The 12,789-nt window shown below is 66.9% G+C and carries 12 protein-coding genes; 6 read left to right on the top strand and 6 right to left on the bottom strand.

Going from position 1 to position 12,789, the window contains the following annotated elements:
* Nucleotides 1-7: 7 nt before the first annotated feature.
* The 6 genes from GQ57_RS13080 to mpl form a co-directional block, all read right to left on the bottom strand.
* Nucleotides 8-1,618 (bottom strand): S10 family peptidase, encoded by a 1,611-nt coding sequence (locus GQ57_RS13080; RefSeq protein WP_031398906.1) that lies wholly within the window; start codon nucleotides 1,616-1,618, stop codon nucleotides 8-10.
* 426 nt (nucleotides 1,619-2,044) lie between these two features.
* Nucleotides 2,045-2,782 (bottom strand): monofunctional biosynthetic peptidoglycan transglycosylase, encoded by a 738-nt coding sequence (mtgA, locus tag GQ57_RS13075; RefSeq protein WP_034198061.1) that lies wholly within the window; start codon nucleotides 2,780-2,782, stop codon nucleotides 2,045-2,047.
* Between the two features lie 14 nt (nucleotides 2,783-2,796).
* Nucleotides 2,797-3,663, bottom strand: a complete 867-nt coding sequence (gene aroE, locus GQ57_RS13070) for a shikimate dehydrogenase (protein WP_034198060.1) — start codon at nucleotides 3,661-3,663, stop codon at nucleotides 2,797-2,799.
* Entirely contained in the window at nucleotides 3,660-5,750 is a 2,091-nt protein-coding gene (locus tag GQ57_RS13065) for a ribonuclease catalytic domain-containing protein (RefSeq protein ID WP_031398909.1), read from the bottom strand. Before GQ57_RS13065 ends, aroE begins: the two co-directional genes overlap by 4 nt.
* Nucleotides 5,751-5,830: 80 nt before the next feature.
* On the bottom strand, nucleotides 5,831-6,400 hold the full coding sequence (locus tag GQ57_RS13060) for a YqiA/YcfP family alpha/beta fold hydrolase (protein WP_034198059.1): 570 nt from the start codon (nucleotides 6,398-6,400) through the stop codon (nucleotides 5,831-5,833).
* Complete coding sequence (gene mpl, locus GQ57_RS13055) at nucleotides 6,397-7,782, bottom strand: UDP-N-acetylmuramate:L-alanyl-gamma-D-glutamyl-meso-diaminopimelate ligase (RefSeq protein WP_034198058.1); 1,386 nt, start codon at nucleotides 7,780-7,782, stop codon at nucleotides 6,397-6,399. Before mpl ends, GQ57_RS13060 begins: the two co-directional genes overlap by 4 nt.
* Before the next feature lie 247 nt (nucleotides 7,783-8,029).
* Here mpl and GQ57_RS13050 point away from each other — a divergent pair, with 247 nt between their 5' ends.
* From GQ57_RS13050 to prmA, 6 genes are all read left to right on the top strand, one after another.
* Nucleotides 8,030-8,674, top strand: a complete 645-nt coding sequence (locus tag GQ57_RS13050) for a hypothetical protein (RefSeq protein WP_031398912.1) — start codon at nucleotides 8,030-8,032, stop codon at nucleotides 8,672-8,674.
* Nucleotides 8,675-8,681: 7 nt separating this feature from the next.
* Complete coding sequence (locus tag GQ57_RS13045; RefSeq protein ID WP_031398913.1) at nucleotides 8,682-9,239, top strand: TlpA family protein disulfide reductase; 558 nt, start codon at nucleotides 8,682-8,684, stop codon at nucleotides 9,237-9,239.
* A gap of 194 nt (nucleotides 9,240-9,433) precedes the next feature.
* Nucleotides 9,434-9,886, top strand: coding sequence for a type II 3-dehydroquinate dehydratase (gene aroQ / locus GQ57_RS13040; protein ID WP_027783493.1), 453 nt, complete (start codon nucleotides 9,434-9,436; stop codon nucleotides 9,884-9,886).
* A 67-nt stretch (nucleotides 9,887-9,953) separates the two neighbouring features.
* Nucleotides 9,954-10,427, top strand: a complete 474-nt coding sequence (gene accB / locus GQ57_RS13035) for an acetyl-CoA carboxylase biotin carboxyl carrier protein (protein ID WP_031398914.1) — start codon at nucleotides 9,954-9,956, stop codon at nucleotides 10,425-10,427.
* An 84-nt stretch (nucleotides 10,428-10,511) separates the two neighbouring features.
* Nucleotides 10,512-11,879 carry an acetyl-CoA carboxylase biotin carboxylase subunit gene (gene accC / locus GQ57_RS13030; protein ID WP_031398915.1) on the top strand — a complete coding sequence of 456 codons (1,368 nt, stop codon included), beginning with the start codon at nucleotides 10,512-10,514 and terminating at the stop codon, nucleotides 11,877-11,879.
* Between the two features lie 2 nt (nucleotides 11,880-11,881).
* On the top strand, nucleotides 11,882-12,784 hold the full coding sequence (prmA, locus tag GQ57_RS13025; RefSeq protein ID WP_034198057.1) for a 50S ribosomal protein L11 methyltransferase: 903 nt from the start codon (nucleotides 11,882-11,884) through the stop codon (nucleotides 12,782-12,784).
* Nucleotides 12,785-12,789 lie beyond the last annotated feature (5 nt).

The raw sequence follows: 12,789 nt of genomic DNA, 5'->3' as shown, positions 1-12,789 counted from the left end.
CATCGCGTCAGTGCGCGACCGCGTTGTAGAAGGTCACGAGGTCGGCCTTCTCCTGCGGCCGCGACGTATCGTCGAGATAGACCATGTGTCCGCCCTGATAGTCCTTGATCGTCAGGTTCGGTTGCGTCCCGAGCCGGGCGAGGTCGAGTTCGGTCTGGTAGAACGGCGTCGCGATGTCGTGATACCCGTTCAGCGACAGCACCTTCAGCGACGGGTTCAGCGTCAGCGCGGCCGCCAGATCGGGGATCGTGTCGGGCATCGCGAGGCCGTCGTGCGTCCAGTCCCACGTATTGATCGCGTTGCTGCTCAGCGAATACGCCGACTGCGCGGTGTACTTCAGCTCGTTCGGCAGGTACTGGCCGATCGTGTCGGTGAACGGCTGCGTGATGTACGTGCTCGACGGATCGCCGCCCGACGCGAGCGGGCTCGATACCGGCACGTTCACGCGCGCGTCGTAGCGGCCGAGCAGCGTGCCCGGAATCAGCGACAGCTGGAAGCTGTTGTCGAAGAAGGTCGGGATCACGTTGAAGTTCGCGTTCCACAGCGCCTGCTTCACGCCGGTCGAATTCGCCATCGTCGTGACGAGGCTCGGCGGCGGCGCCGTATGACTCGCCAGGTACGCGTTCACGGCAGGCGAATAGCTGCCGGCCGTCAGCAGGCGCATCTGGTCGGCATACTGCGGCAGGCTCGACGGATTCGGATTGTCGAGCTGGTAATACGCGCCGACGGTGCCGTAGGACGGCACGAAGCCGGCGCAGCTCACCGGGCTCGAGCCGTTGTTCGAGTTGCCGACATAGTCGCTCGCCATGTCGCAGTTGGTGTTGTAGTTCAGGATCGACGACTGCAGCACGATGCCCGCGAGCTTCACGCCGGCCGTCTCGAGCAGGTTCGCGAGCACGTCGGTGCGCGGCGTGCCGTACGATTCGCCGAACAGGTATTTCGGCGAGTCGTTGCGCTGGTTCACGCTCAGGTAGCGCGTCACGAAATCGCGGAACGCGCCGCCATCCTGGTCGACGCCCCAGAACGTCTGGTTCGTGTTCGGTGCGATCGCTTCGGAGAAGCCGGTGCCGATCGCGTCGACGAACACGAGGTCGGTCGTGTCGAGCAGGCTTTCCTGGTTGTCGACGAACGGGAAGTTCGACGTGTTCGCGTTCGGGTCGCCCGTCTGGATCCGGCGCGGGCCGAACGAGCCGAGATGCAGCCACACCGATGCCGAGCCGGGGCCGCCGTTGTACAGGAACGTGACGGGCCGCTTCGCCGCGGGCTGGTTGTCCGCCGTGTACGCGACATAGAAGAACGACGCTTCGGGCGCGCCCGTCTGCGGATTGCGCGCGACGAGGTGGCCGGCCGTGGCCGTGTAATGGATGGTCTTGCCGTTCAGCGTGATCTGGTGATGCGTGACGGCGGCCTTTTCAACCGCGGCGGATGCGTCGAGCGACGCGTTCGCGCTCGACGAATAACTGTTCGGATCGTTGTACGCCGTGTCCACCAGACTGGCGGGATCGGCTGAGCTGTCGGCGCTGGCAGCGGCGGACGGTGTCACGTCGTCGTTGCAGGCCGTCAGAATCAGCGAAGAAAACACCACTCCCAACAACAGCTTCGCTTTGCTCGCTGGCATCGTTGCTTTCCTTCTCTCGGATGTTTTTTGTATCGAGCAGCCGGATACGCCGCCCCCCGCCTCGATTGCGGCCGATAAGCCGAGGCGCTGGCCAATATACGCGAGCCCTTCAGCTTTGAAAAATTTTGAAATATTTGGCCGATGCGCAGTGCGGCGCACACCTTTCAGAAATAATTCGACTCGTGAAACGTTGCATTTCACATGCCTTTCATTGACCTGCGCACTGACTCGCGGCAACTGAACTTTCACCGATTTCGTGCCATATCGGCAGGCAAAATCGCGCACTCGCCGGGATTGCTCAGCAAAACGAAATAGACGGATTCGTCTAAAGGATATGGCCCGAAATGCGGGCGTCACGAATACGCTGCAGCGCACAAACGGCGCACAGGCGGCGAAACGGACAATGCGGCGGCGTGCTGCCGCCGTTCACTCCGATTGCGGCAGCTCGGCCGCGCCCATCCGGCGCGCGATGATCGCCGCGCGCTGCGCCTGGTAGGCCGAGCCGCGATGCGCGTCGAACCAGCGCGGCTTCGGCAGCATCACCGCGAGACGCGCCGACTGCCATGCGCCGAGCCGGCTCGCGGGAATCTTGTAGTAATAGCGTGCGGCCGCCTCGGCGCCGTAGACGCCACGCCCCCACTCGACGGAGTTCAGGTAGATCTCGAAAATCCGCTCCTTGTCGAGCACCGCTTCGAGCATCCAGGTGATGATGAGCTCCTGCCCCTTGCGGACGTAGCTCTTCTCGCGCGACAGGAACAGGTTGCGCGCGAGCTGCTGCGTGATCGTCGAGCCGCCCGCGACGATCCGGCCGCGCGCCTTGTTCTTCTCCCACGCCTGCAGGATCGCGTCGACGTCGTAGCCGTTGTTGGTCGCGAAGGTCGAGTCTTCCGACGCGATCAGCGCGCGCTTCAGATTGCGCGAGATCTGGTCGTACGGCACCCACTGGTGCCGGATCTGCGCGGGCGGCGTGTCGCGCGACAGCCACCATGCGTCGGTGCGCATGAACGCGGTCGAGCCCGGGTTCACGAACGACCACAGCGCGATCTGCGCGAGATAGAACAGTTGCGTCGCGAGCCACGCACCCGCGAACACCGATCCCGCATAGACGATCCAGCGTGCCAGGCTCGCCGTCCGCGTACGCTGCGTGCCGCTCACCGCCGCCATCTGCCGCGCCCCGTTCAGCCTGCCGCGAGCGCCTGGCGCAGCGCGGCCAGCACCGCCGCGCCGTCCGGCCGCACGCCGCGCCAGATGAAGAACGATTCGGCCGCCTGCTCGACGAGCATCCCGAGCCCGTCCGCCGTGCGAGCGCCGAGCGACGCCGCATGCTGCATGAACACGGTCGGCTGCGCGCCGTACATCATGTCGTACGCCAGCGTGCCCGCACCGAACGCGGCCGCATCGCACTCCGGCAGCGCGGCGTCGAGGCTGCCTGCCGTCGCGTTGATCACCACGTCGTACGGCTCCGCGCGCACGACGTCGGGGCCGCCGCCCGCGAGCGTGCAGCCCGCATCGTGCGCGGCCTGCATGAACTGGCCGACGAGCGCTTCGGCCTTGCTGGCGGTACGGTTCACGATCGTGATCGACAGCGGCGCGCGGTCGAGCAGCGGCAGTACGACACCGCGTGCGGCGCCGCCCGCGCCGAGCAGCAGGATGCGCGCCCCCGCGAGCGACACGCCGAGATTCGTTTCGATGTCGCGCACGAGACCGGCGCCGTCGGTGTTGTCGCCGTGGATGCGGCCGTCGGCGTCGATGCGCAGCGTGTTCACCGCGCCCGCCGCCGCCGCGCGCGACGACAGTGTGTCGGCAAGCGCATGCGCCTCGAGCTTGAACGGCACCGTCACGTTCGCGCCGCGCCCGCCTTCGGCGACGAAGGCCCGCACGGCCGCCTCGAACCCGTCGACCGGCGCAAGCCGGTGCGTGTACGCAACCGCCTCGCCGGTCTGCGCGGCGAACTGCGCGTGGATGAACGGCGACTTGCTGTGCGCCACCGGGTTGCCGAACACGACATAGCGGTCGGCGCCGCTCGTCGACGCAGCCGCGTTCATGATGCGCGCCCCTCCTCGCTGTCGTTGCCGTTGCCGCCCGCGGCTTCGCCGCCGGCGTCCGCCGTCGCGCCGTCCGCTTCGGCCAGCGCTTCCGCCTCAGTCTCCGCGGTGGCGTCTTCCGCGTCGATCAGCGTGTCGCCGCTTTCCGCTTCATCCTCTTCTTCCGGCGCATCGCCGCTCGTCACGGTCGGCGCGTCGAGCACGTTCAGCAGCCGCACCGACGCCTCGATCGTCAGCTCGTCGAGCGACATCACGTCGAGCAGCACGCGCGTGCCGCGCGCATGCACGCCGAGCCCCGGCACGTGCAGCAGCAGCGGAATCTCCTCGAGGCGCACGAGATCGCCCTTCACGACGCTCGCGACGACCTGCTTCTTCTGCTCCTGCGCGAGCCAGCGCAGGCACCAGAAATATTCCATCCGGCGCTGGTAGTCGGCATAGGCCGTATACGTATCGTCGAAGCCCTGGACGACCGCGTACAGATCGGCGTCCTTCGGCTTGAACGGCGCGGCGAGCTTCGCGGTGACGCCGTGCTGCACGCACGCGAGCAGTTGCCACTGGTTCACGAGGTCGACGTAGCGGCGCAGCGGCGACGTGCTCCATGCGTACTGCGGCACGCCGAGGCCTTCGTGCGGCGCGGCCGTCGTCTGCATCCGCGTGCGTTTCGGGCCCGGTGCGCCGAAACCCCGCTGCGAGCGGTAGATGCCGGGCACCGTGTGATCGTGCAGGAACGCGCCCCAGGTCGAGTTCGCGAGAATCGCGAGTTCCGACACGATCAGGTCGAGCGGCGACCCGCGGCGGCGCGGCGTGATCGACACGTGCTCGCCTTCGACGTAGAAGTTGTAGTCGGTATTGCGCTGCACCTCACGCTTCAGGCCGTAGCCCGCGCGCGCCAGCTGGCGCTTCTCGAACAGCGCCTGCGCGAGCGGCCACAGCACGGCGATGTCGTCCTTGTGCGGATAGTCGCCGGTGCCGGCCGCGAGCGTCTCTTCGGTGACGAGCTCGTCGAGCGTGTTGTGGCGCAGGTTGTTCTTCACGAACACGAGCTCGGCGCGCGTCTCGTTCGCGACGATCTCCTGCGTGTCGCGGTTGACGATGATGTACAGCGACAGCGCCGGACGGTAATCGCCTTCCTTCAGCGTGAACACGTCGACGACGTCGTCCGGCAGCATCGTGATCTTGTCGCCCGGCATGTAGACCGTCGACAGGCGCGCCCGCGCGATCGCATCGACCGCGTCGCCGCGCACGATGCCGAGCGCCGGCGCGGCGATGTGCACGCCGATCCGCACCCGGCCGTCGGACAGGTGCTCGACCGAGAACGCGTCGTCGATTTCGGTCGTCGTGACGTCGTCGATCGAGAACGCCTCGACGTCCGCGCGCGGCAGGTCGTCCGGCAGCGCACCGACCGTGACGGGCGGAAAGCCCGTGCCGTGCGGGAAGAATTCCGCGAGGAAGCGTGCCTCGTGCAGCGCACGCGGCGACGCGATGCCGCCGCAATCGAGCATCAGCCGCGCCGGCGACACGCCGCGCGCGCCGGCCGCCGCTTCCATCGCCTTGTATTCGATCGCGTTCTTGTCCGGCCGCGTCAGCAGCCCGAGCACCTTGCCCGCGAACGCTTCCGGCAGCTTGCCGGCCTTCAGTTCCTCTTCATACTGCACCTGGACGAGCGCCTGCTGGCGCTTGCGCTCGAGCGACGCGAGCGCCATCTTGAGCTGCTCCTCCGGTGCGCGCTGGTATTGGCCGCGCCCCTTGCGGCGGAAGTACACGGGCGAGCCGTGCAGCCGCAGCACCAGCGCCGCGCGCTCGACCGGACCGTACGCCGTGCCGAAGTACTCCTCGGCCAGCGCCGTGTACGCGAACTCGTCGGACGGCGCGCACTCCCACAGGAAGTCCAGATCGATCTGCTGCGCGGCCGTGTCGGCCTCCTGCATCAGTTCGCTCGCGGCCGGCTTCTCGAATTCGATCAGCACGTCTTTCGCACGCACCTTCGCACGCCGCCCGCCGGGCAACTCGACCTGAAATGCGTCGCCCTGGCGCGACAGCACGCTGCCCGCCTTGAAACTGCCCGATTCCTCGAAGAAAACGTTCACTCAGTACTCTCGTTCAGACTGCCGGGCACCGCATCGGCGGCGCCGCATGATGATGGGGATTCGATCGGCACGGGGCCGGGTTATGACGCTTTTCCGTCGCAAAACGCGAGAACGTCGTCGACATAGTCGGCAAATTCGCTGATTCCATGATCGCTGCCTTCGATCACGCGCGTCTTCGCGCCCGGGTAATGGGCCAGCATCTCGCGGTAATCGAGCACTTCGTCGCCGGTGGCCGCGAACAGATAGTAGCGGTCGGCACGCGTGATCGCCGGCACGCGCAGCGCGTCGAGCTCGTGCAGGTGACGGCGCTCGACGACGATCGTGCCGCCGCCGTGCCATAGCGGCTGCTCGCCCAGATGCTGTTCGAGATCGCGCTGCGGCACGATGGCCGGATTCAGCAGCACGGCCTTCCAGCCGTGCTTTTCGGCCAGCCACGTGGCGTAGTAACCACCGAGCGAGCTGCCGATGACGGTCACGTCGCGCGCGCCCGCCACTTCCGCTTCGGCCAACGCGATCGCCTTGAGCGGCGACACCGACAGCGACGGGCACCGCCACTCGTCCGTGCGGCCGAGCTCGGCCATGCGCGCGGCGAGCAGCCGCGACTTCTGCGATTCCGGCGACGACCGGAAGCCGTGCAGATACAGGATCACGTGCGGCTCCCGAGCGCGTCGAGCAGCTTCTGGTGCACGCCGCCGAAGCCGCCGTTGCTCATCACGAGTACGTGGTCGCCCGGCCGGGCGGCCCCGACGACCGCCTTCACCAGCAGGTGAAGATCGTCGAACGCGTGTGCGCGGTCGTCGAGCGGCGCCAGCGCCTCGGCAAGATTCCAGCCGAGCGCGTCGCGCCCCGCCGGTGCGCCGTAGCCGAACACGAGATCGGCGTCGGCCAGGCTCGCCGGCAATTGCGACTTCATCACGCCGAGCTTCATCGTATTCGAGCGCGGCTCGAGTACGGCGAGGATGCGAGCATGCTGGCGGCCGATGCGCGCACGAAGGCCTGCGATCGTGGTTTCGATCGCGGTCGGATGGTGCGCGAAGTCGTCGTAGACGGTCACGCCGTCCACGCTGCCGCGCACTTCCATGCGGCGCTTCACGTTGCGGAACGACGCGAGGGACGCGGCGGCCTGCGCGGGCGGCACGCCGACGTGGCGCGCGGCGGCGATCGCCGCGAGCGCGTTCATCCGGTTGTGATCGCCCTGCACCTGCCAGGCGACTTCGCCGACGCGCCCGGCCTGCGCATACACGGCGAAACGCTCGTCGACCGGCACGCCGTCCTCGGCCGGCAGCGCCTGCCAGCCGCCGTCGACGCCGAACCGCTCGACCTCGCTCCAGCAGCCGCGCGCCAGCACGCGCTCGAGCGCGTCCGACCGGCCGTTCGTGACGATCCGGCCGACTCCGGGCACGGTACGCACGAGATGGTGGAATTGCGTCTCGATCGCGGCGAGATCCGGGAAGATGTCGGCGTGATCGAACTCAAGATTGTTCAGCACCGCGGTGCGCGGCCGATAGTGGACGAACTTCGAGCGCTTGTCGAAGAACGCCGTGTCGTATTCGTCGGCCTCGATCACGAAGAAGCTCGAATCGGTGAGCCGCGCCGACACGCCGAAGTTCAGCGGCACGCCGCCGATCAGGAAGCCCGGGTTCAGGCCTGCGTCCTCCAGCAGCCACGCGAGCATCGACGACGTGGTCGTCTTGCCGTGCGTCCCCGCGACCGCCAGCACCCATTTGCCGGCCAGCACGTGTTCGCCCAGCCACTGCGGGCCCGACACGTACGGCAGGCCGCGATCGAGGATCGCTTCCATCAGCGGATTGCCGCGCGTGACGACGTTGCCGATCACGAAGAGATCCGGTTTCAGGTCGATCTGCTCGGCGCCGTAGCCCTCGGTCAGCGTGATGCCCTGCGCTTCGAGCTGCGTGCTCATCGGCGGATAGACGCCCGCGTCGCAACCCGTCACCGTGTGGCCCGCCTCGCGCGCGAGTACGGCGAGACCGCCCATGAAGGTGCCGCAGATGCCAAGAATGTGGATGTGCATAGATGAATGCTTTCGCGCCGCCGGGGCGCCGTCGATTCGGAAAGATTGCGTCTGCGGCGCGCCGGACACGCCGTGCGACCGGTGCCCGTTCGACGGCGGTTGCCGCGACACAAAGAACACTATTGTAACTGACGGCCTGCCGTGCCCGGCGGCCCGAACGATGTCCGCGAACGGCGCCGGCGCGCCCGGCGGCAGGCCGCCGCACCTGCGCTCGGGCGCTGCGGCGATCGAGTATGATTGCCGGATCATGTCTCGCAAACCTCTTGTCGACCCGCGGCGCGTCCGCGAGGAAATCGCCCAGTCCGCCGCCCGCCTGATCGCGGAGGACGGCCTGGACTACGCCGGCGCGAAACGCAAGGCCGCGCGCCAGTTGCTCGGCGAATCGCGCGTTGCCGGCGAATGGCTGCCGGATAACGACCAGATCGAGGAAGAACTGCACGCGTACCTCGCCCTGTTCCAGAGCGACACGCAGCCGGACGAGCTGCGCCGCCTGCGCGAGGTCGCGCTGGAATGGATGCGCCGGCTCGCCGAGTTCAACCCGTATGTGACGGGCGCCGTGCTGAACGGCACCGCGAACGCGCATTCGGACATCCATTTGCAGGCATTTACCGATAACCCGAAGGACGTCGCGATCTACCTGCTGAACCAGAACGTCCAGTACGACGTATCCGAGACGCGGCACTTCGCGGGCCGCGGCGACGTCGAGACGCTGAGCTTCCTGTGGCGCCCGCGGCGCGACGTGGACGCGATCGGCATCCACCTCGCGCTCTATGCGAGCGACGACCTGCGCGGCGCGGTCAAGGCCGATGCGCGCGGCCGGGTCGCCCGCGCGGATGCCGCGGCGCTGCGCGCGCTCGTCGAAGCAGGCGACGCCCCTTCCGAACCGGAATGATTCAACGATGACAATGAAACGCATGATGGCGCTCGCGGTAGTCGCGGCCGCCGCCGTTGCCGGCGGGATCGCCGCCGGCCACTGGTTCCGCGGCGCTCCCGGCGACGGTGACGGCGTCGCCGTCGCCGCGCCCGCCGCGCACGGCAGCCCGGTCGAGCAGCTGTGGGCGGCATCGCTCACGGATGTCGACGGCAAGCCGGCTTCGCTGGCCGCCTTCAAGGGCCAGAAGGTCGTGGTCAATTTCTGGGCGTCATGGTGCGGTCCGTGCGTCGAGGAGATGCCCGAGCTCGTCGCGCTGTCGCACCAGTACAAGCAGAAGGGCATCCGTTTCATCGGAATCGGCGTCGATTCCGGGCAGAACGTGAAGAACTTCCTGCAGAAGGTGAAGGTCGACTATCCGGTTTTCGTCAGCGGATATGCAGGCGCCGATCTGGCCCGGAATTTCGGAAATACCGCCGGCGCGCTGCCGTTTACGGTCGTCATCGACGAAACCGGCAAGATTCGCGAGACAAAATTAGGGCAAATCCAGCCGGCCGAGCTGAAAAAGACGCTCGACGCGCTGTAACCTGCCCGAACGGCTGTACGTGCGTTGGCGGCCATTTGTCCGTCGATCGCCGCAATTTCGCGTGAATTCGCCGACACTTTGCATCCGTACCGGCAATTCCCTCAGGCCCGGAACGCCCGGCCGTTCGGCGAAACTAGACAAATTTCTCTAAATAGCGCTAAAGTTCGCGCAATTCCGCAGAAATAGAAGCGACCATGACACGATTGCTGGTGCTGCACGGCCCCAACCTGAACCTTCTCGGCACCCGGGAACCGGAGGTGTACGGCCGCGTCACGCTGGCGCAGATCGATCAGGCGCTTGCCGCCCGTGCCCGGGAAGCCGGTGCCGAACTGTCGTCGTTCCAGAGCAACCATGAAGGCGCGCTGGTCGACCGCATCCAGGCCGCGCGGGAAGAACAGACCGATTTCATCCTGATCAATCCGGCCGCGTATACGCACACGAGCGTCGCGATCCGGGACGCGATCGCCGGCGTTGGCATTCCGTTCGTCGAGGTTCACTTGTCGAACGTGCATCGTCGCGAAGCGTTCAGGCACCACTCCTACTTTTCCGACCAGGCCGAAGGCGTGATCTGCGGGCTCGGCTGGAAAGGTTATCTGTACGCGCTCGAGTACGCGCTGGACAAGCTGCAAGGCGCGTCGCGCGGCTGATTTCGCGATCTAGATTGAGCGCCGGCCACTAAACCGGCGCTTTCACGTATTGAAAGGGGAATTCCCGATGGATCTTCGTAAGCTGAAAACTCTGATCGACCTCGTTTCCGAATCCGGCATCTCCGAGCTGGAAGTGACGGAAGGCGAAGGCAAGGTGCGCATCGTCAAGAACGCGCCGCCGGTCTACGTGCAGCCGACGGCTGGGTATGCCCCGCAGGTCAGCGCGCCGGTCCCGTCGGTCGCGCTGCCGACCGACGGCGCTGCCGCGCCGGCCGCAGGCGGTGCCGCCGCACCGGCCGCTCCGCAGGGCCACGTCGTGACGTCGCCGATGGTCGGCACGTTCTATCGCGCACCGTCGCCGGGCGCGGACCCGTTCGTCCAGGTCGGCGACACGGTCAAGGAAGGCCAGACGATCTGCATCATCGAAGCGATGAAGCTGCTCAACGAGATCGAGTCGGACAAGGCCGGCGTGATCAAGGAAATCCTCGTCGAGAACGGCCAGGCCGTCGAATACGGCCAGCCGCTTTTCGTGATCGGCTAAGCCCGCCGCGCGGCCTGCGGGCCGCGCGCCGCCGATGCTCGCCAGGCGCCGTTCGCGCGCCCCTCGAAGAGACGAATACTCGCTATGTTTGAAAAAATCCTCATTGCCAACCGCGGTGAAATCGCGCTGCGCATTCAGCGCGCGTGCCGCGAGCTCGGCGTCAAGACGGTGGTCGTCTACTCGGAAGCCGACAAGGAAGCCAAGTACGTGCGCCTCGCGGACGAAGCCGTCTGTATCGGCCCGGCTCCGTCGAACCTGAGCTACCTGAACATGCCGGCGCTGATCAGCGCCGCGGAAGTCACCGACGCCGAGGCGATCCACCCCGGCTACGGCTTCCTGTCGGAAAACGCCGATTTCGCTGAGCGCGTCGAGCAGTCGGGCTTCACGTTCATCGGCCCGCGCCCGGAAACGATCCGCATGATGGGCGACAAGGTCACCGCCAAGCAGACGATGATCAAGACCGGCGTGCCGTGCGTGCCGGGTTCGGAAGGCGCGTTGCCGGACGATCCGAAGGAGATCGTCAAGATTGCGCGCGCGGTCGGCTATCCGGTCATCATCAAGGCGGCCGGCGGCGGCGGCGGGCGCGGCATGCGCGTCGTGCACACCGAGGCCGCGCTCGTCAATGCGGTCAACATGACCCGCGAGGAAGCCGGCCGTGCGTTCGGCAACCCGCAGGTGTACATGGAAAAGTTCCTCGAGAACCCGCGTCACATCGAGATCCAGGTGCTGTCCGACGCGTACAAGAACGCGATCTGGCTCGGCGAGCGCGACTGCTCGATGCAGCGCCGCCACCAGAAGGTGATCGAGGAAGCACCGGCGCCGGGCATCCCGCGCCGCCTGATCGACCGCATCGGCGACCGCTGCGCGGACGCCTGCAAGAAGATGGGCTACCTCGGCGCCGGCACGTTCGAGTTCCTGTACGAAAACGGCGAGTTCTACTTCATCGAGATGAACACGCGCGTGCAGGTCGAACACCCGGTATCGGAGCTGATCACGGGCGTCGACATCGTGCAGGAACAGATCCGCATCGCGGCCGGCGAGAAGCTCACGCTGCGCCAGCGCGACATCCAGTTCCGCGGACATGCGATCGAATGCCGGATCAACGCCGAAGATCCGTTCAAGTTCACGCCGTCGCCCGGCCGCATCACGTCCTGGCATACGCCGGGCGGCCCCGGCGTGCGCGTCGACTCGCACGCCTACAATGGCTATTTCGTGCCGCCGAACTATGATTCGATGATCGGCAAGCTGATCACCTACGGCGCGACGCGCGAGCAGGCGATCAGCCGGATGCGCATCGCGCTGTCGGAAATGGTCGTCGAAGGCATCCAGACCAACATCCCGCTGCACCGCGAGCTGATGATCGATTCGAAGTTCGTCGAAGGCGGCACCAGCATCCATTACCTCGAAAACCGGCTCGCGCAGAAGCAGCAGGTCGCACCGGAAGAAGCGTAAGCATGAGCTATCGCGAACTCGTCGTCGAACTGGCCCGCGAGCATGCGGAGGCGCTGTCCGACGCGCTGCTCGAACTCGGCGCGCTGTCGGTGTCCGTCGAGGACGCCGACGCCGACACGCCCGACGAACAGCCGCTCTTCGGCGAGCCCGGCCTCGTGCCGGACCGCACCGCGTGGCAGCACTCGCGCGTGGTCGCGCTGCTGTCGGCCGACCACGAGCCGGCCGTGCTGCTCACGGCGGCCGCGAACGAGATCGGCATCGCCGAGACGCCCGGGTTCACCGTGCGCGAAGTCGAGGAACAGGACTGGGTGCGGCTCACGCAGTCGCAGTTCGAGCCGATCCCGATCGGCGAACGGATCTGGGTCGTGCCGTCGTGGCACGACGCGCCCGATCCCGATGCACTCGTCCTCGAGCTCGACCCCGGCCTCGCGTTCGGCACCGGCAGCCACCCGACCACGCGTCTTTGCATGGAATGGCTCGAGCAGTCGGTGAAGTCCGGCCAGTCGGTGCTCGACTACGGCTGCGGCTCGGGCATTCTCGCGATCCTCGCGAGGAAATGCGGGGCGAACCCCGTCATCGGCATCGACATCGATCCGCAGGCGGTCGAGTCGGCGCGGCAGAACAGCGAACGCAACCGCGCGGAAGTCACGTACGGGTTGCCCGATGCGTGCCCGGACGGCGAATTCGACATCGTCGTCGCGAACATCCTGTCGAATCCGCTGAAGCTGATGGCGTCGATGCTTGCCTCGAAGGTCAAACCGGGCGGGCGTATCGCGCTGTCGGGCGTGCTGGCACGCCAGGCGGACGAGGTGGCGGCCGTCTATGCACGCTACGTCGACATCTCGGTCTGGCGCGAACACGAAGGTTGGGTATGCCTCGCCGGAACGCGGCGGGAAAGCCATTAGAATAG

This window comes from Burkholderia sp. MSh2 (assembly GCF_000731655.1).
Classification (GTDB): domain Bacteria; phylum Pseudomonadota; class Gammaproteobacteria; order Burkholderiales; family Burkholderiaceae; genus Burkholderia; species Burkholderia paludis.
The sequence above is the reverse complement of the archived record's forward strand: the minus strand, read 5'-3'. Positions and strand labels throughout refer to the sequence as shown.